The following is an 18,796-nucleotide window of genomic DNA, read 5'->3' as shown; positions in this document are numbered from 1 at the left end:
CGGCTCAGGAGCCGCCCTGGCAGGAGGCCTTGCGGCGCTTGTCGAACTCCTTGGCGGTGAGCAGCTTGTAGTCCCAGTCCCAGCCGCCGGCCGCCCAGGTGCCGGCCGGGAGGGCGAGCAGCACGTCGCCGGGGACGGTCACGGTGAGGGTGCGGTTGCGGACCACCTCGACGGTGTAGCGCCGGTCGGCGCTCAGCTCGGCCGGGAGCCGGCCGTAGGTCATCCAGCCGGGCGGCAGCTCTCCGAGGTCGACGGTGTCCGTGACGGAGCGGCCCTCGTGCGGGCGGACCTCCAGCTTCTCCGCGCCGGGGAAGACCGTGACCCGGACGGCGCGCAGGCGCTCGTCGTGGCACACGCCGGTGCGGACGACCAGCTTGCCGGCCTCCAGGCGGACGGCGATCAGCTCCTCCTGCTTGGGCTGCGGGCCGCCGCAGCCGACCACCGCCGCCACGGCCGCGGCCACCGCCGCCACCACTCCCGACCTCCGCCGCCGCACCCCGTGCCTCCTCCGCACCCGTCCGATCCGGTCCGATCGGACCGATCCTGCCCCACGGGGCCCGCGTGCCCCACAGGAGGGACCCGTGGAGGGCGCCGGAGGGGGCGGGAGGGGGTGGGAGGGGGCGGAAGGGGGCGGCGGGCGCGCCGCCCGGGGCACCCGCGGGAACACGGGCGCCCCGGGCGGTCGGCCGCGGCTTCCCCGGTGCGGGTCAGGCCGCGCCGCCGGCCGGGGTGAGGGCGGGCGGCCAGTCGGCGGGGATCTCGCCGGTCTGCGGGGCGTAGAGGCGCAGGGTGACGGTGAACGTGCCGCTGGTGGGGATGGGGAGCCAGTTGGCGGCCCGGAGCTCGGTGTCGGCGGGCTCCGCGGCCTGGACGTAGAGGGTGGTGGAGCCGTCCTCGCCGGTCACCGGGACGGCGAAGTGGCCGACGGCGTAGATGTCGGCGTCGTTGGCGACGAGGAAGCTGTCGGAGTCGTACGCGGTCAGCGACCAGAAGGCTTCCACGGGCGGCAGCTGGCCGGCGGGGAAGGTGAGGGTGTAGGCGATCGGCGCCCCGTTGTCGTCGGCGGCCTGCGCGCTGGCCGTGGGGTAGAGGGCGTCCTTAGGGAGGTTGGCGCCGAGCCCGATCGTGGCGACGTAGGCGCGCTGCACGTAGTCGGTGCCGTAGTAGCCGATGCCGGAGGTGAAGAACGTCCAGCCGTTGACGGGCGTGGGGCCCTGGTGCTGCTTGATGACCTCCAGGCCCGCGGCCTTGGCGAGGTCCAGGACCTCGCGGCCGGGCAGCCGGTCCTGGTCGTAAGGGTGGACGCCCAGCTCGGCGAGCAGGGCTGACGTCCGGTCGTCCGCGGGGTTCAGCGGCGTGCGGTCCAGCAGGGCGGCGAGCTCGTCGAAGAACTCCGGTCCGCCGAGCCGGTTGATCACCTCGGAGGGCGGGTCGGTGGGCAGGTCCGGGTCGTAGCTGCCGTTCGGGGGCACGTAGCCGCCCTTGTCGGGCCACGCGCTCAGCGGCAGCAGGCGCATCTGGTCCTGGTAGCCGACGACGGTCTGGACCTCCTGCTCGCTGTCGTCCTGGAGCTCGGTGCGGCCGATCAGCCAGACGGTGTTCGTCGGCATCGGCAGCGGCTGGAGGCCCTCGGGGAGTTCGCCCTGCCAGTCGGGGCCGGTCAGCGCGTAGGCGTAGACGTCGATGTCCTGCGCCTGGTCGAGGACCGGGGTGGCGAGCGGGTCGATGCTGCTCGGGTCGGCGACGGTGTTCGACCAGGCGTCCATCAGCTGCATGAGCCAGTAACGGCCCTCGTCCATCACCGGGACCTCCAGCACGACCGGCTCGGCCGTGAGGTCCAGCCACGCCTGGGTGTAGAGCGTGTCGACGTTCGGCCGGACCACGTCCTTCGACTCCGGTGTGGGCAGCGAGGTGTGCTGACAGAACTGGTTGACCGGCGCCTGCGTCGCGTTCACCTGCTCGGTGTTGGTCTGGAGCCGGCGCGTCAGCTCCATCATGATCAGCGCGTAGCCGAAGACGTAGAGGTCCGTCGCCGCGGCCTGCGGGTCCTGTGCGGGGGAGCTCGGAGAGGTCATGCCGTCGTCCGTTCGGGTTGAGGGTCGGAGCAGCGACGCTACTGTCCGGATCCGGACGACCACAGCGGCAGAACAAGCCATGTGAAGGGCTTTCACAAATGGAACCTTTGCTTCCCTTCGGCCCACCAGCCCCAGGGGTCACACCTCAGGACCGGGCGGCAGGCCGGGCCCGGCCGCTCGTCGCGGGAGTTCGCGGCCGCGGACCGGGGCCCGGACCGGGGCCGGGAACCGGCCCTGAGCGGCCCGGGAGCCGGGTGGCGTGAACCGGTCGGGGCGACCGACCCGCACCGACAAGGCGTTAGATCTACATTCGGTGGCTGAATTTGAGGAAACGTGAGTCCGTTTGTGAACGGTGTGCGAGGATCGCCGTCGGCCGTACAGGCCGCTCGGCCGGTCCGTGTTCCCACCGGCAACCGAGTGCTCTGCCGCGCCGGACCGCGGTCACCCGTCCCGGCACGGCCCCGTCCCCCGACGAAGGGCTTCCATGTCTCGTTCCACCCTCGCCGCGACGTCGGCCCGCCCCGGCAGGCGCGCCCCCGCGGCCGTCCTCGCCACGGCGGTCACCACGTTCGGCCTGCTGGCCGGCGCGAGCCCCGCTCACGCCGACTCCGTCGTGCAGATAGCCGGCCCGGCCGGCCCCCTGCCGGCGAACGCCCCGTACACCGTCACCATCGACGTGCCCAACGCCAATCCCACGCCCGCCACCTCGGCCACCATGGTCAACGTCACCCTGTCCGGCGCCGCTGCCACCGTGACGTCCGCGACGCCCTCGGCCCAGGACTGGGACTGCGACTTCCAGGCCGGGTCGTCCGGCATGTGCTGGAACGTCTTCAACAGGCCCACCCCCACGTCGCTCACCCTGACCGTCCTGCCGACCGCGAGTGGCACCGTCAGCGCCGTCGCCGACGCCCGCAACAGCGCCAACCAGCCGACGGGGTCCGCCGCCCTCACCACGGTGGTCGCGGCCCCGGCCCCGACCGTGACGGGCGTGGCGCCCGATCACGGTCCGCTGGCGGGCGGCGGCACCGTCGTCCTCACCGGCACCCATCTCACCGGCGCGAGCGCCGTGACGTTCGGCACCACGGCGGCCACCTCGTTCACGGTGGACAGTGACACGAAGATCACCGCGACCGTTCCCGCCGGGAGCGCCGTCGGCCCCGTCGACGTCACCGTCACCACCCCGGGCGGCACCAGCAAGCCCGGGACGTACGCGTACGACATCCCGGCCCCGGTGGTGAGCGGCCTCGCGCCCGATCACGGCCCGCTGGCCGGCGGCGGCACGGTGACCGTCACCGGCACCCACCTGACCGGCGCGAGCGCGGTGACGTTCGGCTCCACGGCGGCCACCTCGTTCACCGTCGACAGTGACACGAAGATCACCGCGACCGTTCCCGCCGGGAGCGCCGCCGGTGCCGTGGCCGTCACCGTCACCACCCCGGGCGGCACCGCCGCCGCCGGGACGTACACCTACGAGGACGGCTCCTACGTCTTCTCCCAGACTTCCGACCCCGCCTCGGGCTCGGAGGTGAGGACGGGTGACAAGGTCACCTACACCGTCACCGTCGCCCAGCAGGGTGCGAACGAGGTCAAGGGCGCGACGATCACCGGCGACCTGTCGAAGGTGCTCGACGACGCCGCCTACAACGGCGACGTCAAGGCCACCTCCGGCACCGCCGCGGTCAAGGACGGCACGCTGGCCTGGACCGGCGACCTGCCGGTGGGCGGCCGCGCGACGATCACGTACTCCGTGACCGTCAACGGCAACGGTGACAAGCAGCTGTCCAGCGCCGTCACCACGGCCGACGCGAAGCGCGGCGCCTGCGACCCCGCCAAGGACTGCGCCGCCGACCACACGGCGAAGGCCGCGAGCACCCCGTCGCCGACCCCGACGGCCACCTCGACGGCCACCTCGACGCCCACCGCCACGCCGTCGGCCACGCCTACCGACGCGGGTCAGACCCCCGGCACCCCCGGCCCCGGCGCGTCGACCACGGCCGCGGCGGTTCCGGCGGGCTCGTCGGCCTCGCCCGCGCCGGTCGCCCCGGCGGCTCCGGCGGCTCCGGTCGCCGCGCAGTCGTCGGGCGGTGCACTCGCGAGCACCGGGTCCACCGCGCTCACCACGACGGCGGTCAGCGGCGCCCTGCTGATCCTCGGCGGGCTCGCCGTCGCCCTCGGCCGTCGCCGGCGCCGCCTCGGCTGACCGGACCGGTCCGACAGGGGGGCGTGGCATCCGGCCACGCCCCCCTGTTCGTCGTCAGGCCCCGGCGAGACGGGCGAGCGCGGCGGCCGCCGCGGCGTCCTCGCCCGGGGAGAAGACGTGCAGGACGAGGCCCGTCTCACCGGGGCCGGCCGGGACGTGCAGGGCCTCGAACTCCAGGGTGAGCGTGCCGGTCAGCGGATGGTGCAGGCGCTTGCGGCCCGCCGTGCACATCACCACCTCCCCGGACTCCCAGATCCTGCGGAACTCCCGGCTCTCGGAGGACAGTTCGGCGATCAGCGCGGTCAGCTCCGCGTCGTCCGGCCAGGTGCCGGAGGCCACCCTGAGCTGGCCGACCGCCTCGGCGGCACGGGCCGGCCAGTCCGGGTGGACGGTGCGGGCGGCGGCGTCCCGGAAGAGGAAGCGGGCCTGGTTGCGGTCACGGCGCGCCGGATCCCCCGCGCCGCCGAGGAGTTCGGCCCCCAAGGCGTTCCAGGCCACCACGTCGAGGCGGTGGTCGGTGACGAAGGCGGGAAGGCCCGCGCCCAGCGCGTCCAGCATCCGGCGCAGCACCGGGCCCACCCGGGGCGTCGGCGGCGGCATCCGGCGGCCGCAGGCCAGGGTGTCCAGGTGGCGGCGCTCCGCCTCGTCCAGGCCGAGCGTGCGGGCCAGCGCCGTCAGCACCTCCTGCGAGGGCTGGGTGGAGCGGCCCTGCTCCAGGCGGACGTAGTAGTCGACGCTGATCCCCGCCAGCTGCGCCAGCTCCTCGCGGCGCAGCCCGCGCACCCGCCGCCGGCCGCCCCCGGCCAGCCCGACCCGCTCGGGGGCCACCCGGCCGCGGCGGGCCCGCAGGAACTCGCCCAGGGCGCGCCGGGGGTCGACGGAGCGGGCGGCCCCGTCGGCCCGGTCCGCCCGGTCGTCGGCCTGGCGGGTGGTGGCAGTGTCCATGCCCTCCAGTATGGGTGGCCCTCGCAGTACCAGGACCGGGAGTCCGCCGGAAGCCCGGGGATCTGGCTGCGGGGTGCGGGGCGGGCGAGGGTGGGCGACATGAACAGCCACGCACCCCAGCAGCCGTCCGGCGGGCGCCCCCGACGCGTCCTGATCGTCACCGCCCACCCCGAACCGCGCTCCCTCACCGCCGCGTTGGCGGACTTCGCCGTCCAGCGGCTGCGCTCCGCCGGGCACCGGGTGGAGGTGTCCGACCTGTACGCGATGAAGTGGCGGGCCGGCCTCGGCGCCGACGACTTCCCCGCGCACCCGGCCGACGCCCGGCTGGAGGTGCTCGCCGCCCAGGGCGAGGCCACCGGCGCCGGGCGGCTCGCGGCGGAGCTCGCGGCCGAGCAGGAGAAGCTGCGCCGGGCGGACGCGGTGGTGTTCCAGTTCCCGCTGTGGTGGTTCTCGGTGCCGGCGGTCCTGAAGGGCTGGATCGACCGGGTGCTCACCTTCGGGTTCGCGCACGGTCCCGATGTCCCGCCGCCGTACAGCGAGGGCGCGCTCGGCGGCAAGCGCGGGCTCCTCGCGGTGAGCGTCGGTGCGCGGGAGCCGGCGTTCTCCGACCGGGGCGCGCACGGGCCGCTGGCGGACGTGCTGTTCCCGCTGCAGCACGGCGTGCTCTGGTTCACCGGCATGGCGGCGCTCGAACCGTTCGCCGTGTACGGGACGGTGGGCCTGCCGGAGGAGGAGTTCGAGGCCGTCACGGAGGCGTACGGGCGGCGGCTGGACGGGCTGTTCACCGAGGAGCCGGTGCCGTTCCGGCGGCTGGACGGCGGCGACTACGGGCGGGACATGCGGCTGCGGGAGGGCCTGGAGCGGCCGGGCGCGAGCGGGCCGGGGCTGCACCTGCGGCGGTCCTGACCCGGCGGCGGTCCTGACCCGGCGGCGGAAAACCGCCTTGACCGACGGCCCCGCGGATCATCAGGGTGGGGCGGGCGACCGGCGCGGACGAGCGCACGGTGCCCGCCTCACCGCCGGAGTGTGCTGATGCCCTTCCCGTTCGACGCCCCGCCGCTGGAGGGCCGCCTGGTCCGTCTGGAGCCCCTCGACCGCCGGCACCTCGCCGACCTCGCGGCCGCCGCCGAGGAGGAGCGCGGCTCGTACGGCTTCACCATGGTGCCGCGCGCCGCGGACCTCCCCCGCTACCTCGACGAGCACGCCGCGCGCGTCGAGGCCGGAGGGCTCGCCCCGTACGCCCAGGTGGTCCGCGCCACCGGGCGGGCCGTCGGCGCCACCGCGTACTGGGACCCGCGTCGGTGGCCGTCCGGCGAGGGCCTGTGCGCGATCGAGATCGGCTGGACCTGGCTCGCCGCCTCCGCCCAGGGCACCGGGGTGAACACCGAGGCGAAGTACCTGCTGTTCCGGCACGCCTTCGAACAGTGGCGGGTCGCCCGGGTCGACCTCAAGACCGATGCCCGCAACGCCCGTTCGCGCGCCGCCCTGGCCGCGGTGGGCGCCACCTTCGAGGGTGTGCTGCGCAACTGGTCGCCGTCCTGGGCCCCCGGCGAGGCCGGGCGGCTGCGCGACTCGGCGATGTTCTCGGTCACCGCCGAGGAGTGGCCGCGGACCCGGGCCCACCTGGAGCGGCGGATCGCTCAGAAGGAGGCCGCGGCGAGGACCTCGCCCCACGACGCGTAGGCCACGCAGAGCAGCAGCCAGACGCCGAGACCGGCGGTCACGGCGGCGAGGATCCGGCCGGGGCGGCCGCGCCGTTCCCTGGGGCGGCGCAGCTGCCGCACGCCGAGGACGATCAGCAGGACGGCGCCGGCGCCCAGGGCGTAAGCGAGCACGGGGCTCCGGCGGAGGGCGAGGGAGGCGAGCGCGAGGAGGGCGACCAGGGAGGCGGTGGTCAGCAGCACGAGCAGCAGGCCGAGGACCGCCTCGCCCACCAGCTCCAGCACGAACTCACCGATCGCCCGCAGGCAGCCGCGCACCGGACCGTGCGGGGGGTCGGACACGGGGGTCGGGTCGCCCGGCCGGTGGACGGGCCGGTCCGGGGCGGGGGCGTCCGGGCCGGGGGCGTCCGGGCTCCCGTCGCTCATGGCTCCCCTGCCCCTCTGTGTCCGCGTCCGCGTCCGCGTCCCGGCACGCTAGCACGGCCGGTCCGGGGTGGTGGGCCGGTCCGGGGTCGGCGGGCGGTCGTCGAGGAGGGCCTGGCCGAGCGGGGTCAGGGCGTGGCGGACGCCGGGTCCGACGCGTTCCGTGGTGAGCAGGCCCGCGGCGCGCAGCACGGTGGTGTGGTGACTGGCGGTGGCGGCGGAGGTCCCGGTGCGGCGGGCGAGTTCGGCGGTGCCCGCCGGATCGGCCGCCGCCCGCAGGGTCCGGGCGCGGGTGGTGCCGAGCAGCGCGACGAGCGCACCGTCCGGCTCCTCGGCGGCGGCCGCCCAGACGGCCCGGTAGGTGGTGAGGTCACGGGCCAGCGGGTAGTGCAGCACCAGCGGGTGTTCCGGCCCCCGGTTGTCGGTCATGGCCATCGGCTCGGGCCAGAAGAAGGTGGGCACGAGCAGGATGCCGGTCCCCCGCAGGTGGACGTCCGCCTCCAGCGGGCAGGGCACCGACAGCACCGGCGCGGCCCAGCGGATGTCCGGATGCAGCGTGCCCAGCAGGCCGTCCAGCCCGGTGTCGGCCGTCGCCAGCGCCCGGACCGTCCGCTCGGTGTGCGCGGCGGCCAGCAGCTGCGACCAGTAGGGCGCGACCGCGAAGGCGTGGTACTGGCGGATCCTGCGGTCCACCACACCGCGCCACTCGCGGGAACCGGCGTGCAGGTCGCGCACCCAGCGGGGCGTCCCCGGCCGCAGGTACTCCAGGATGGTCAGATCCGCCGCCCAGCGCCGGCGCGGCAGCGACCAGGTGTGGTCCAGGCTGTCCGGCAGGCTGTCGGTGGCGGCGTGCAGGAACGCCTCCGGGGCCTCCGTCGCCCCGGCGGGCGTCGCCAGCTCGAACAGCGCGCCCAGTTCGGGGCGCAGCCGTTTGCGGGTCCTGCTGCGCCAGCCTTCCAGGGCCACTCCCCCCACATGGCGGGCCTGTACCAGGGACAGGCTCAGGACCGTCTCGGTGAGCGGGTCCGGTGCCCGCGCGATCCGGACCCTGGTCAGGTCGTCGTGGGTGAAGTGGATACGCAGCAATCCGGCCCCTCCGTCGGCCTCCCCGGCAGGGTGCGGCGACGTCCCGGACTCGCCCCCACCGATCCCTGCGGCCCCGGGCGGCCGTGAGCCCACCGTAAGCGGACCGTTCGAGCGCGTCGGGCGCGTTGCCCGGCTCTGACCGGTTCGTGGCACGGCGAGGACATTGCACGGCCCGAATTCGATGCAGCTCGAAAGGTCTTGGGACGAACCGCGTCGCTTCGTGAGACTGACGGCCGAGGGCGCCCCAGTGCGGCGCCCCGGTCCCAGGTGAGGAGTGCGTCCGTCATGCGATTCACCCGTCAGTCCGTCGTCCGCTCCGGTGTCGTCGCGGGCAGCGTGCTCGCCGCCGCGGCCGTGCTGGCCTCCCCCGCGCAGGCCGCGCCGGTGCTGCACGGCTACGCGAACGCCGTCCAGGGCAAGTGCCTCGACATCCGCGGCGGCTCCACCGCCGAGGGCGCGCTGCTCCAGGAGTTCAGCTGCAAGAACGCCTCGAACCAGCGGTTCTGGACGGACGACTCCGCCGTCGGCGGGACCGAGATCCGGGTGCAGAGCTCGTCCCTCTGTCTCGAACCGACCACGCCGAACACCTACAGCACCGTCATCCAGCGCCAGTGCTCCGGCGCCGACAAGCAGCGCTGGGAGCTCGTCCCGGCGGGCGTCAACGCCGTGGCGCTGAAGAACAAGGCGAGCGGGCTGTGCCTACAGGACTGGCTCTCGGGGGACGGCAGCCGGCGCGACGTCATCATGTGGACGTGCGACGGCAGCTCCTACCAGTCGTGGGTGATGCGCTAGTCCGGCGGGCCGGGCGGACCCGGGGGGCCGGGGGTGCGGCCGCCGGTCAGACGGCCGCACCCGGGGCGGCGGTGGAGCCGGCCTGCCGGCCGAGGGTGCGCTCGGCCTTGGCGACGGCGGCCCGGTAGTAGAGCGAGGCCAGTTGCGAGTCGTCCGAGTCGCGTTGGAAGAAGCCGTACGCGAGCGCGACCTCACCGAGGCGTTCGAGGCCGAGGTAGCCGTTCAGCCGGACGCCCGCGAGGGTGCCGTCGAGGCGGACGGCCGGGGCGCCCTCGCGGTCGCCGAGGGCGAGCGGGGTGACGGTGAAGGTCACGGCCTCGCCGGTGTCGTCGGTGAAGGTGAGGCTGTGGCAGTCGGCGAACGCGGCCGTGGCGGTGGCGAAGTCGGCCGTCAGGCGCTCGGGCTCCTCGGCGGTGAGCGCCTCGTTGATCATCGGGTTGCCGTCGGGGCCGTCGAACTCGGCCTCCTGGTGCGGGTTCTGGGACGGCGCGTGGGCGCCGGTGCGGTTCAGCAGGGCGCGCAGCGCGTCGCAGCCGGCCACCGGGGAGGGGCCGGAGCCGGCTCCGGCCCCGGGTGAGGGGCTCTCCGTGTCGAGCGGGACCTCGGTGAAGTCGGGACCGAGCTCGGCGGCGGTGAGCAGGGCGGCCCTGAGCTGGGCGTCGGTGGGCAGCGCGGGTGCGGCCGCGGGTGCGTTCACGGGCGCGTCCACGGCTGCGTTCAGGGCTGCGTCCGCGGGCGCCGTACCGGCGGCGAGCCCGGCGGTGCCGAGGGTGAGGACGGTGGCGGCGGCCATCGCGGTGAGGGCGAGGAGCGGCCTCGGGAGAGACATGCGGGCCCCCCGGTCGACGGAACGGGCAGGGACAGGCGTCCAGTGTCCCACCGGCCGTCGCGCACCGCCCGTCCGGCGGGGATCGCCGCAGGTCAGGACGGGTTCGGCCGGGCCGGGGGCAGGGTGTCCAGGGTCTCCTGGAGCCAGTGCACCCAGAAGGTCTCCAGGCCGATCCCGGCCCGCAGCACGGCGTGCTGCAACGGGTCGCCGTCGCGCTCCGCCCCGGCCGGGAAGTCGCGCCGCTCGATCGTCTCGTAGTGCGCCAACTGCTCCCGGTGCAGGGCGAGGTGCCGGCGCAGCTCGGTGTCCAGGCCGGCCGTGCCGACCACGGCGGCGGCGCGCAGCCGCAGCAGCAACGGGTCACGGATCGGCCGGGGCTCGTCCGCGGCGCCCGTCCACCGCTCCAGCTCGGCGCGGCCGGCGGGCAGCACCTCGTACTCCTTCTTCTGCCCGCGCACCGGCCCGGCCTGCGGCAGCGCCCGGATCAGCCCGGCGGCCTCCAGCCGGCCGAGTTCGCGGTAGATCTGCTGGTGGGTCGCGGACCAGAAGAAGCCGATCGACCTGTCGAACCGCCGGGTCAGCTCCAGCCCGGAGGACGGCTTCTCCAGCAGGGCGGTGAGGATGGCGTGCGGCAGCGACATGACACGATCCTAGGGGCGCTCCTCAACCCCCCGCCCCCCGCCCGGAAGGCGCGCCCCGCCGCCCGGAGGCGGAGGCGGAGCCACCGGCCGCCGACGACCACGCGCCACGGGCCCGCCCCGGGCGAGGGGCCGGGCGGGCCGCCGGGTGGGGGGTCAGAGGGTGGCGGCCAGTTCGGTGCCCTGCTTGATGGCGCGTTTGGCGTCGAGTTCGGCCGCCTCGTGGGCGCCGCCGATGAGGTGGGGGGTGAGGCCGAGGGCGCGCAGGGCGGCGTCCAGGTCGCGGCGCGGCTCCTGGCCGGTGCAGAGCACCACGGTGTCGACGGGCAGCAGCTGCGGCTCGCCGTCGAGGGTGAGGTGCAGGCCGGCGTCGTCGATCCGCTCGTAACCGGCGCCGGCGACCATGGTGACGCCGCGGTGCTTGAGCTCGGTGCGGTGGATCCAGCCGGTGGTCTTGCCGAGCCCCGCGCCGACCTTGCCCGCCTTGCGCTGCAGCAGGTGGACCCGGCGCGGCGGCTCGGGGCGCTCGGGGCGGGCGAGGCCGCCGCGCTCGCGGTACTCCTCGTCGATGCCCCAGTGGCGGCGGTGCACGGCCGCGTCCAGGCTCGCGGCGTCGCCCGCGTCGGTGAGGTACTCGGCGACGTCGAAGCCGATGCCGCCCGCGCCGAGGATCGCCACCCGCTCGCCGACCGGCGCGCCGTCGCGCAGCACGTCGAGGTAGCCGAGCACGCTGGGGTGGTCGACGCCCGGCAGCTCGGCGGCGTCGGGGACGCGCGGGGTGACGCCGGTGGCGAGTACGATCTCGTCAAAGCCCTCGGCGGCAAGGGCGGGCGCCTGCGCCCATGTGCCGAGCCGCAGCTCCACGCCGAGGGCGTCCAGCCGGTGGCGGTAGTAGCGCAGGGTCTCGGCGAACTCCTCCTTGCCGGGGATGCGGCGGGCGATGTCGAGCTGGCCGCCGATGGTGTCGGCCGCGTCGAACAGGGTGACCCGGTGGCCGCGCTCGGCGGCGGTGACGGCGAAGGCGAGGCCGGCCGGTCCGGCGCCGACGACGCCGATCCGCTTGGCCAGCCGGGTGGGGGCGAGGACGAGTTCGGTCTCGTGGCAGGCGCGCGGGTTGACCAGGCAGGAGGTGATCCGCCCGCTGAAGGTGTGGTCGAGGCAGGCCTGGTTGCAGCCGATGCAGGTGTTGACGGCCTCGGGGCGGCCCTCGGCGGCCTTGGCGACGAACGCGGGGTCGGCGAGCAGCGGGCGGGCGAGCGAGACGAGGTCGGCGAAGCCGTCGGCGAGCAGGTGCTCGGCCAGCTCGGGGGTGTTGATCCGGTTGGTGGTGACCAGCGGGACGGAGACCGAGCCCATCACCCGCTTGGTCACCCAGGCGAAGGCGCCGCGCGGCACCGAGGTCGCGATGGTGGGGATGCGGGCCTCGTGCCAGCCGATGCCGGTGTTGATGAGGGTGGCGCCGGCCTCCTCGACGGCCTTGGCGAGGCGGATCACCTCGTCGAGGGTGGAGCCGCCGGGGACGAGGTCGAGCATGGAGAGCCGGTAGATCAGGATGAAGTCGGGGCCGACCCGCTCGCGGACCCGGCGGACGATCTCGACCGGGAAGCGCATCCGGTTCTCGTACGGGCCGCCCCACTCGTCCTCGCGGTGGTTGGTGGCGGCGGCGGTGAACTCGTTGACCAGGTAGCCCTCGGAGCCCATGATCTCGACGCCGTCGTAGCCGGCGCGCCGGGCGAGCTCGGCGCAGCGGGCGAAGTCGTCGATGGTCCGCTCGACCTCCCCGGCGGTGAGGGCGCGCGGGGGGAAGGGGCTGATCGGGGCCTGCACGGCGCTGGGGGCGACCAGGCCGGGGTGGTAGGCGTAGCGGCCGAAGTGCAGGATCTGCAGGGCGATCCGGCCGCCGGCGGCGTGCACGGCGTCGGTGACGACCCGGTGCTCGTCGGCCTCCTGCTCGGTGGTGAGCTTGGCGCCGCCGTCCCAGGGGCGGCCGGCCTCGTTGGGGGCGATGCCGCCGGTGACGATGAGGCCCACGCCGCCGCGGGCGCGTTCGGCGTAGAAGGCGGCCATCCGTTCGAAGCCGCCGGGCGCCTCCTCCAGGCCGACGTGCATGGAGCCCATGATCACGCGGTTGGGGAGGGTGGTGAAGCCGAGGTCGAGCGGGCGCAGCAGGTGCGGGTAGGCGGCTGCGGGGGTGCCGGCGGTCGTCGTCATCGCGGCGTCTCCTGGGAGGGGCTGGTGGTTACTCCACGGTAGGGGACGCGGAACACCCTATGCAACCAGTTGCATAAGTGATCCGGGGTACACCGGCCCGGTTCCGCTGACGGCTCATCAGTTCGCGTCGTATCGTCGACGGGTCGACGGAGCGTCGAGAACGCCGGGAACTGCGGGAACCACGAGGACGGCGTGAACGGCGGAAGCGGCGTGAACGGCGGACGGGGCCCTGTCGGCGGGCCCCGGCGAGGAGGGGAGAAGGCCGTGCGGGGTGGATCGGTCGCCGTGGTCGGCGGCAGCATCGCGGGGTGCGCGTTCGCGCGGGCGGCGGCCCGGGGCGGCGCCGAGCGGGTCACCGTGCTGGAGCGCAGCCCGGGACACCTGGAGGACCGCGGGGTGGGCCTGTGCATCCTGCTGGACCGCTACGACGAACTGGTCCGGGCCGGGCACCTCGACGACGGCATCCGGCACCACCCCGTCACCGCCCGGCACTGGCTGGCCAAGGGCGGGCACGGCTCCGGCCCGCGCGGGCGGACGCTGTGGGTGCAGCCGATGGCGATGCACTCCTACCACTGGGGCGTGCTCTGGCAGGGCCTGCGCGAACGCACCCCGGAGGGCGTCGAGTTCCGCCCCGGCACGGCCGTCACGGCGGCCGGCGGCACCGAGGCCGCCGGGCCCGCCTGGGTGGAGACGGCGGCCGGCGGGCGCGAGGAGCACGACCTCGTGGTCGGCGCCGACGGCCACCGCTCGGTGGTGCGCACCGCCGTCTGCCCCGAGGCCCGCTCCGAGTACGCCGGGTACGTCGCCTGGCGCGGCAGCTTCGACGCCCGGTTGCTGGACACCCTCCCGGGCGGCGCGGCCCGCTGGCCCGAGCAGGAGGTGATCACCGTCTGCTACCCCGGCGGTCAGGTGGTGCTCTACCGCATCCCCGGCCTCGACCCCGGCACCACCCTGGTCAACTGGGTCTTCTACGCCCCCGCCCCCGCCTGGCTGCAGCGCGCCGACGAGGACTCCGACCCGCTCGGCTTCCCGGTCGGCTCGCTGGACGCCGCCCGCCACGGCGAACTGGCCGAGCTCGCCGAGCGCGTCCTGCCGTCGTACTGGGCGGGCGTGATCGCCCTGACCCCGGTCGGGCGGATCCTGCTCCAGCCGATCCACGACCTCCAGACCCCGCGCCGCACCGCCGGGCGGCTGCTGCTCGCCGGTGACGCCGCGACGCTGGTCCGCCCGCACACCACCAGCGGCGCGGCCAAGGCGCTCCAGGACGCCTGCGCCTTCGAGGACGCCTGGCGGGCGGCGGCGGACTGGGCCGGCCTGCTGCCCGGCTACGACCGCGAGCGCGGCGCGGCCGGGCACGCCCTGGTGGACCTCAGCCGCCGGCTCGGCCGGGCCCAGGTCACCGGCGCGCCGGACTGGTCGGCCATCGACGAGCCGGGCATGGTCGCGTGGTGGCGCCAACAGCTGGGCGCCACCGGCGGATTCGGCGGGCTGGCGCTCGACCGGGCACCGAAACCGCCGTCGGCCACCGGGCGTTGACCCGTTCGGTCACTCGCCCGGTGGCCCGCTGCCGCCCGCCGGGAGCCCCTCCGGGCCCCGTGCGCCGGTCAGACGTTCACAGCGGTCAGACGGTCACGCCGGTCAGACGGTCAGACGTTCACGCCGTAGTCGGTGGCGATGCCGCGCAGGCCGGAGGCGTAACCCTGGCCGATCGCACGGAACTTCCACTCGGCCCCGTTGCGGTACAGCTCGCCGAAGACCATCGCGGTCTCGGTCGAGGCGTCCTCGGTGAGGTCGTAGCGGGCCAGCTCCTGGCCGTTGGCCTGGTTGACGATCCGGATGAACGCGTTGCGCACCTGGCCGAAGCTCTGGAACCGGGCGTCCGCGTCGTAGATCGACACGGGGAAGACCACCTTGGCCACCTCCGCCGGGACGGCGGCGAGGTCGACCTTGATCTGCTCGTCGTCGCCGTCGCCGCCACCGGTCAGGTTGTCGCCGCTGTGCTCGACCGAACCCTCCGGGCTGCTCAGGTTGTTGAAGAAGACGAAGTGCTGGTCCGAGACCACCTTGCCGTGCGCGTTGCAGAGCAGCGCGCTCGCGTCCAGGTCGTAGTCGGCGCCGGTGGTGGTACGGACGTCCCAGCCGAGTCCGACGATGACGGCCGTCAGCCCCGGCGCCTCCTTGGTCAGCGAGACGTTGCCGCCCTTGGCCAGCGAAACTCCCACGATTGCCCTCCTCGGTCGCTCTCCCTGCCAACGAATCTACAGCACTGTAGAGATCACGAGTATCCGTCACCGGACAACAACCCGGCCACGTGGTCCGGCAGCAGGCAGGCCCGCCCGGACAGCAGTTCGACGAACGCCGCCGTCAGCGCGTCCGGCCTGGTCCGGGTGTACGCGGCCAGCGGCCGGCGCACCGGCGGCTCGGGCCGGCGCACCAGGCCCTCGAACCCGGCCGGCACGATGTTCGCCGGCACCAGCGCCGGCCCCAGCCCGGCCGCCGCCAGCAGCGGCGCCGCCGCCGTCTGCTCGGTGCGCACCGCCGCCCGGGGCCGGAACCCCGCCTCCGCGCAGGCCGCGTCCAGCAGGTCCGCCAGGCCGTTGCCCGGCGCGTAGTGCACCCAGTCGCACCCGGCCAGCTCCGCCAGCGGCACCCGGCCGCTCACCGCCGCCGTCTCCTCGGGGAGCACCAGCACGAACTCCTCCACGCCCAGCTCCCGGATCGGCCCCTCCCAGTCCGCCGGCGGCGTCCCCACCGCCACGTCCGCCTGCCCGGCCGCCATCGCCGCCCGCAACTCCTCGTTGTGCGCGAACTCCCGCAGCCGGATCCGCACCCCCGGATGCGCCGCCCGCCAGGCCCGCAGCACCGGCGGCAGGATGCCCAGGCTCACCGAGTACACCGTCGCCAACTCCAGCTCCCCGCCCGCCAGTCCGGCCGCCTGCCGGGCCGCCGCCCGCGCCCGCCCGGCGTCCGCCAGCGCCGCCCGGGCGTGCGGCAGCACCGCCCGCCCCACCGGCGTCAGCCGCACCCCCCGCGGCAACCGCTCCAGCAGCGGCCCGCCCACCGACTTCTCCAGCGCCCGCACCTGGTGCGACAGCGCCGGCTGGGTGACGTGCAGCAGCTCGGCGGCCCGGGTGAAGGAGCCGGTGTCGACGACGGTGACCAGGTACTCGAACTGCCGGAGCGTAGCCATGCACGCAGTTTATGGCTACGGCAGAAAACAAGCCTTGGACTCATCCGGCCAGCTCGGCGCAGTCTGGTCGACATGACCGACTCTCCTCTCCCCCTCCCCCTCGCCTCCCGCCGCGTCGTCGTGGTCGGCGCCGGCTCCCACACCGGCCGCGCCCTCGCCCACGCCGCCTCCGCCGCCGGAGCCGAACTGATCCTCGCCGGCCCCGACCCGCGCAAGCTGGAGTGGACGGCCGGCGAACTCACCGGCCCCGCGAAGGTCGTCCCCGTCGACCTCACCGACGAGGCGTCCATCGCCGCCCTCGCCACCGCCACCGGCCGCTTCGACCACCTGGTCTCCACCGCCGCCCTGCCCGCCAACGGCCCGCTCGCCGACCTCGAACTCGCCGACATCCACCGCGCGTTCGCCGCCAAGGTCTACGGCCCGCTGCTGCTCGCCAAGCACCTCGCCCCGAACGCCGCCACCGACACCCCCGACGGCGCCTCCTTCACCTTCTTCTCCGGCGTCGCCGCCTGGCGCCCCGCCCCCGCCCGCACCGTGATGGCCACCACCAACGGCGCCCTCGCCTTCCTCGTCCAGGCCCTCGCCGTCGAGATCGCCCCCGTCCGCGTCAACGCCGTCTCCCCCGGCATCGTCGACACCGGCGCCTGGGACCGCCTGGGCGCCGACAAGGCCGCCTTCCTCCACACCACCGCCACCCGCAACCCCGCCCGCCGCACCGGCACCACCGACGACCTCACCCGCGCCGTCCACTACGCCATGACCAGCCCCTACGTCACCGGCACCGTCCTCCACGTCGACGGCGGCGGCCGCCTCGCCTGAGGCACCCGGCACGCAGCGGTCACAGCAAGAGGAGGGGCGCCGCCATGGCGCCCCTCCCCTTGCTTCCTTCTTCCGGCGGCTACCGCCGGCCGCTGTCCCCGGTCATCCGGCGGACAGGGCCGTGCGGAGTCCGGAGACGTCGAGTCCCGCGCGACCGAAGTCGTCCAGGAGCTCGCTCCTCTCCGCCGCCAGTCGCTGCCTCTCCCCGGTGTCCCGGTACTCCTGGACGATCCGCTCGGCGCGGTCGTGCAGGCCCAGCTGCCGTGCCGCGAGGTAGGCCTTCACGAGGCGGCTCTCCCGGTTCTTCACGTACACACCGAGATTCATCCGGCCGAACCGGACCGCGTCGCCCGGGGCCGCCATGAGGTCGATCAGCTCCCCGGGACCCACGACGAGCAGGTTCCTCGCCTCCCGTGCGTCCTCGGTGATCTCCTCGGGCAGTCCCCCGGCGGCGTCCCCGATCCGGTACTGGTCCCGCTCCGGGCGCCCCTTGGCGTCGGTCCGCAGGGCGCTGCGCAGCGGGAACCAGAAGCCGAACTGGCCGAACTTCTCGACCGTGCTGTCCGGTTGGTCGACCGAGACGTCGACGACGATCTCCACGGCGGGGAAGTCGACGTACCCGCGCCCGGGTTCGAGGACCGAACCCTTGGCGGACTTCACGAGCAGGCGGGAGGTCAGTTCGCCCCGGAGCGAGGACACCCCTCCCCTGGCCGTGAAGCCGTCACCGAGGACGCCGGCCGTCAGGGCCTTGGCGACACCCGGAGCCGTCCATTGCGCCATGGCTCGTCCTTCCTTTCCGTCAGCGCTTGCACCGCTTCTCCTTGCTCTTCACGATCTCATGCTGGCGGAAGTGGAAATTGTTGGTCGTCTTGTTGTGGGTGTAGGTCCACAGTTCACTCGAACAGGTCTTGGTCTCCTTCATGTACCGGCGCAGCTGGCGCCGGCCCTTGGTGAGGGCGCTGCGCTTGGTGGACTTGAGTTCCACCATGCGCTTGCCGTTGTTGCGGACGGCGTCGACGCGGGATTTCGCGGAGATGGTCACTTCGGACTTCCAGCCGCGGGCCTTGGCGTAGGTCTCGAACTGCTTGTGCGCGCGCTTGCCCAGAACGGCGGCGGAGTTGTTGCCGCCGATGAGGCACGAGGCGTTGTGCACGATCGCCGAGGAGTCGCCGACCTGGACGAAGTAGGTGTGCAGGTCACCGACGTTCAGGTTGTAGACCAGCTGGTCGGGGAGGTCGCCCTCGTCGACGATCCGGGTGAGCGGCAGGGCGGTGCCGTCGGCTGCGACGACCGGGTCGCCGATCCGCAGGTCACCGGCCTGCACCCAGCCGCGGTCCTCGACCCAGACGGGGTGGTAGGACGTGGCCCGCACGCCGGGGGTGGTGGGGTCGAGGTCGGTGTCGAACTCGACCATGTGCTTGGTCGTGTAGGTGACCAGCACCGCGAGGACGGGCTCCGCTCGCAGTTCCCCGGTCTCGGGGTCCGCCGACGCCACCTGGTCGCCGGCCTGGACCCGGCTGATCGGCAGGTAGCTGCCGTCGGCCATGAGGACGGGCGTGGAGGGGTCGAAGGAGTTGCAGCCGCGGCGGAAGACGGCCCTGGCCGCGGAGGCGGCCTTCTGGACGCGTCCGGAGGCCCGGGTGGTCTTGACGGCCGCTGCCGCGACCTTGACCACCGGTCCGGCGCCGACCGTCGCGGCGACCGCCGTCACCGCCATCTCGGCGGCCTTGGCCCAGTTCCCGGTGGCCGCGTAGGACACCGAGGAGACCGCGGCCGCGACCGCGCCGATCGGGCCGGGGATGTTCGAGGCGACCTCGGCGACGACGGCGATGACCTGGACCGTCTTCTTCAGCCACTTGGGCATGCCCCAGTTGCCGTCGAGGTCGGTGCAGTTGACCGGATCGCCCGTGCAGTAGTCGTACGGGCT

At 74.7% G+C, this 18,796-nt stretch carries 18 protein-coding genes; 6 read left to right on the top strand and 12 right to left on the bottom strand.

The features are described from left to right. Positions 1 to 4 precede the first annotated feature (4 nt). Positions 5 to 496 (bottom strand): hypothetical protein, encoded by a 492-nt coding sequence (locus tag ACF1AK_RS11855; RefSeq protein WP_391498644.1) that lies wholly within the window; start codon positions 494 to 496, stop codon positions 5 to 7. A gap of 211 nt (positions 497 to 707) precedes the next feature. Then, positions 708 to 2,075: a DUF1254 domain-containing protein gene (locus ACF1AK_RS11850; protein WP_391498643.1), complete on the bottom strand. Its 1,368-nt coding sequence runs from the start codon at positions 2,073 to 2,075 to the stop codon at positions 708 to 710. A 484-nt stretch (positions 2,076 to 2,559) separates the two neighbouring features. Between ACF1AK_RS11850 and ACF1AK_RS11845 the strand changes: the two genes are divergently transcribed. Further along, a complete protein-coding gene (locus ACF1AK_RS11845; RefSeq protein WP_391498642.1) occupies positions 2,560 to 4,275 on the top strand; it encodes an IPT/TIG domain-containing protein in 1,716 nt (571 codons plus the stop codon). A gap of 54 nt (positions 4,276 to 4,329) precedes the next feature. Here ACF1AK_RS11845 and ACF1AK_RS11840 read toward each other — a convergent pair whose 3' ends face one another. Beyond that, complete coding sequence (locus ACF1AK_RS11840) at positions 4,330 to 5,220, bottom strand: helix-turn-helix domain-containing protein (protein ID WP_391498641.1); 891 nt, start codon at positions 5,218 to 5,220, stop codon at positions 4,330 to 4,332. Positions 5,221 to 5,319: 99 nt separating this feature from the next. Here ACF1AK_RS11840 and ACF1AK_RS11835 point away from each other — a divergent pair, with 99 nt between their 5' ends. Together ACF1AK_RS11835 and ACF1AK_RS11830 are read left to right on the top strand one after the other, a co-directional pair. After that, entirely contained in the window at positions 5,320 to 6,126 is an 807-nt protein-coding gene (locus ACF1AK_RS11835; protein ID WP_391498640.1) for an NAD(P)H-dependent oxidoreductase, read from the top strand. A 126-nt stretch (positions 6,127 to 6,252) separates the two neighbouring features. Next, a complete protein-coding gene (locus ACF1AK_RS11830; protein WP_391498639.1) occupies positions 6,253 to 6,903 on the top strand; it encodes a GNAT family N-acetyltransferase in 651 nt (216 codons plus the stop codon). On the opposite strand, the gene ACF1AK_RS11825 is transcribed toward ACF1AK_RS11830, so the two are convergent. Further along, positions 6,861 to 7,307 (bottom strand): hypothetical protein, encoded by a 447-nt coding sequence (locus tag ACF1AK_RS11825; RefSeq protein WP_391498638.1) that lies wholly within the window; start codon positions 7,305 to 7,307, stop codon positions 6,861 to 6,863. The two genes, ACF1AK_RS11830 and ACF1AK_RS11825, sit on opposite strands and share 43 nt — an antisense overlap. 48 nt (positions 7,308 to 7,355) lie before the next feature. Further along, positions 7,356 to 8,390 (bottom strand): ArsR/SmtB family transcription factor, encoded by a 1,035-nt coding sequence (locus ACF1AK_RS11820; RefSeq protein WP_391498637.1) that lies wholly within the window; start codon positions 8,388 to 8,390, stop codon positions 7,356 to 7,358. 285 nt (positions 8,391 to 8,675) lie between these two features. Here ACF1AK_RS11820 and ACF1AK_RS11815 point away from each other — a divergent pair, with 285 nt between their 5' ends. Continuing rightward, a complete protein-coding gene (locus tag ACF1AK_RS11815; RefSeq protein WP_391498636.1) occupies positions 8,676 to 9,182 on the top strand; it encodes an RICIN domain-containing protein in 507 nt (168 codons plus the stop codon). A 46-nt stretch (positions 9,183 to 9,228) separates the two neighbouring features. Here the strand turns inward: ACF1AK_RS11815 and ACF1AK_RS11810 are convergent, their stop codons facing one another. The 3 genes from ACF1AK_RS11810 to ACF1AK_RS11800 all read right to left on the bottom strand — a co-directional run bounded on the left by ACF1AK_RS11810 (position 9,229) and on the right by ACF1AK_RS11800 (position 12,860). Next, positions 9,229 to 10,011, bottom strand: coding sequence for a hypothetical protein (locus tag ACF1AK_RS11810; RefSeq protein ID WP_391498635.1), 783 nt, complete (start codon positions 10,009 to 10,011; stop codon positions 9,229 to 9,231). Between the two features lie 92 nt (positions 10,012 to 10,103). Then, on the bottom strand, positions 10,104 to 10,652 hold the full coding sequence (locus tag ACF1AK_RS11805; protein ID WP_391498634.1) for a PadR family transcriptional regulator: 549 nt from the start codon (positions 10,650 to 10,652) through the stop codon (positions 10,104 to 10,106). 153 nt (positions 10,653 to 10,805) lie between these two features. Continuing rightward, positions 10,806 to 12,860 (bottom strand): FAD-dependent oxidoreductase, encoded by a 2,055-nt coding sequence (locus tag ACF1AK_RS11800; RefSeq protein ID WP_391498633.1) that lies wholly within the window; start codon positions 12,858 to 12,860, stop codon positions 10,806 to 10,808. A gap of 264 nt (positions 12,861 to 13,124) precedes the next feature. On the opposite strand from ACF1AK_RS11800, the gene ACF1AK_RS11795 reads away from it, so the two are divergent. Continuing rightward, the gene (locus ACF1AK_RS11795; RefSeq protein ID WP_391498632.1) at positions 13,125 to 14,396 is read left to right on the top strand and encodes an FAD-dependent monooxygenase; all 1,272 of its coding nucleotides are present in this window, start codon (positions 13,125 to 13,127) and stop codon (positions 14,394 to 14,396) included. A 110-nt stretch (positions 14,397 to 14,506) separates the two neighbouring features. Here the strand turns inward: ACF1AK_RS11795 and ACF1AK_RS11790 are convergent, their stop codons facing one another. Both ACF1AK_RS11790 and ACF1AK_RS11785 read right to left on the bottom strand, forming a co-directional pair. After that, on the bottom strand, positions 14,507 to 15,082 hold the full coding sequence (locus ACF1AK_RS11790; protein ID WP_391498631.1) for a TerD family protein: 576 nt from the start codon (positions 15,080 to 15,082) through the stop codon (positions 14,507 to 14,509). Positions 15,083 to 15,135: 53 nt separating this feature from the next. Continuing rightward, a complete protein-coding gene (locus tag ACF1AK_RS11785) occupies positions 15,136 to 16,050 on the bottom strand; it encodes a LysR substrate-binding domain-containing protein (protein WP_391498630.1) in 915 nt (304 codons plus the stop codon). A gap of 72 nt (positions 16,051 to 16,122) precedes the next feature. Here ACF1AK_RS11785 and ACF1AK_RS11780 point away from each other — a divergent pair, with 72 nt between their 5' ends. Next, positions 16,123 to 16,869 carry an SDR family oxidoreductase gene (locus tag ACF1AK_RS11780; protein WP_391498629.1) on the top strand — a complete coding sequence of 249 codons (747 nt, stop codon included), beginning with the start codon at positions 16,123 to 16,125 and terminating at the stop codon, positions 16,867 to 16,869. A gap of 102 nt (positions 16,870 to 16,971) precedes the next feature. Here ACF1AK_RS11780 and ACF1AK_RS11775 read toward each other — a convergent pair whose 3' ends face one another. Both ACF1AK_RS11775 and ACF1AK_RS11770 read right to left on the bottom strand, forming a co-directional pair. Next, positions 16,972 to 17,649, bottom strand: coding sequence for a hypothetical protein (locus ACF1AK_RS11775; protein WP_391498628.1), 678 nt, complete (start codon positions 17,647 to 17,649; stop codon positions 16,972 to 16,974). A gap of 19 nt (positions 17,650 to 17,668) precedes the next feature. Continuing rightward, on the bottom strand, positions 17,669 to 18,796 hold a 1,128-nt coding region (locus ACF1AK_RS11770; RefSeq protein WP_391498627.1), incomplete at its 5' end, for a polymorphic toxin-type HINT domain-containing protein.

Source organism: Kitasatospora sp. NPDC015120 (assembly GCF_043080305.1).
GTDB lineage: Bacteria > Actinomycetota > Actinomycetes > Streptomycetales > Streptomycetaceae > Kitasatospora.
Note: the sequence above shows the minus strand (reverse complement) of the source record. Positions and strands in the feature narration are given on the sequence as shown.

Excerpts from the sequence above, each read along its gene's own strand:
- ACF1AK_RS11850 (WP_391498643.1), bottom strand. The coding sequence starts at position 2,075 with ATGACCTCTCCGAGCTCCCCCGCACAGGACCCGCAGGCCGCGGCGACG.
- ACF1AK_RS11845 (WP_391498642.1), top strand. The coding sequence starts at position 2,560 with ATGTCTCGTTCCACCCTCGCCGCGACGTCGGCCCGCCCCGGCAGGCGC.
- ACF1AK_RS11840 (WP_391498641.1), bottom strand. The coding sequence starts at position 5,220 with ATGGACACTGCCACCACCCGCCAGGCCGACGACCGGGCGGACCGGGCC.
- ACF1AK_RS11835 (WP_391498640.1), top strand. The coding sequence starts at position 5,320 with ATGAACAGCCACGCACCCCAGCAGCCGTCCGGCGGGCGCCCCCGACGC.
- ACF1AK_RS11830 (WP_391498639.1), top strand. The coding sequence starts at position 6,253 with ATGCCCTTCCCGTTCGACGCCCCGCCGCTGGAGGGCCGCCTGGTCCGT.
- ACF1AK_RS11825 (WP_391498638.1), bottom strand. The coding sequence starts at position 7,307 with ATGAGCGACGGGAGCCCGGACGCCCCCGGCCCGGACGCCCCCGCCCCG.
- ACF1AK_RS11815 (WP_391498636.1), top strand. The coding sequence starts at position 8,676 with ATGCGATTCACCCGTCAGTCCGTCGTCCGCTCCGGTGTCGTCGCGGGC.
- ACF1AK_RS11810 (WP_391498635.1), bottom strand. The coding sequence starts at position 10,011 with ATGTCTCTCCCGAGGCCGCTCCTCGCCCTCACCGCGATGGCCGCCGCC.
- ACF1AK_RS11805 (WP_391498634.1), bottom strand. The coding sequence starts at position 10,652 with ATGTCGCTGCCGCACGCCATCCTCACCGCCCTGCTGGAGAAGCCGTCC.
- ACF1AK_RS11800 (WP_391498633.1), bottom strand. The coding sequence starts at position 12,860 with ATGACGACGACCGCCGGCACCCCCGCAGCCGCCTACCCGCACCTGCTG.
- ACF1AK_RS11785 (WP_391498630.1), bottom strand. The coding sequence starts at position 16,050 with ATGGCTACGCTCCGGCAGTTCGAGTACCTGGTCACCGTCGTCGACACC.
- ACF1AK_RS11780 (WP_391498629.1), top strand. The coding sequence starts at position 16,123 with ATGACCGACTCTCCTCTCCCCCTCCCCCTCGCCTCCCGCCGCGTCGTC.
- ACF1AK_RS11775 (WP_391498628.1), bottom strand. The coding sequence starts at position 17,649 with ATGGCGCAATGGACGGCTCCGGGTGTCGCCAAGGCCCTGACGGCCGGC.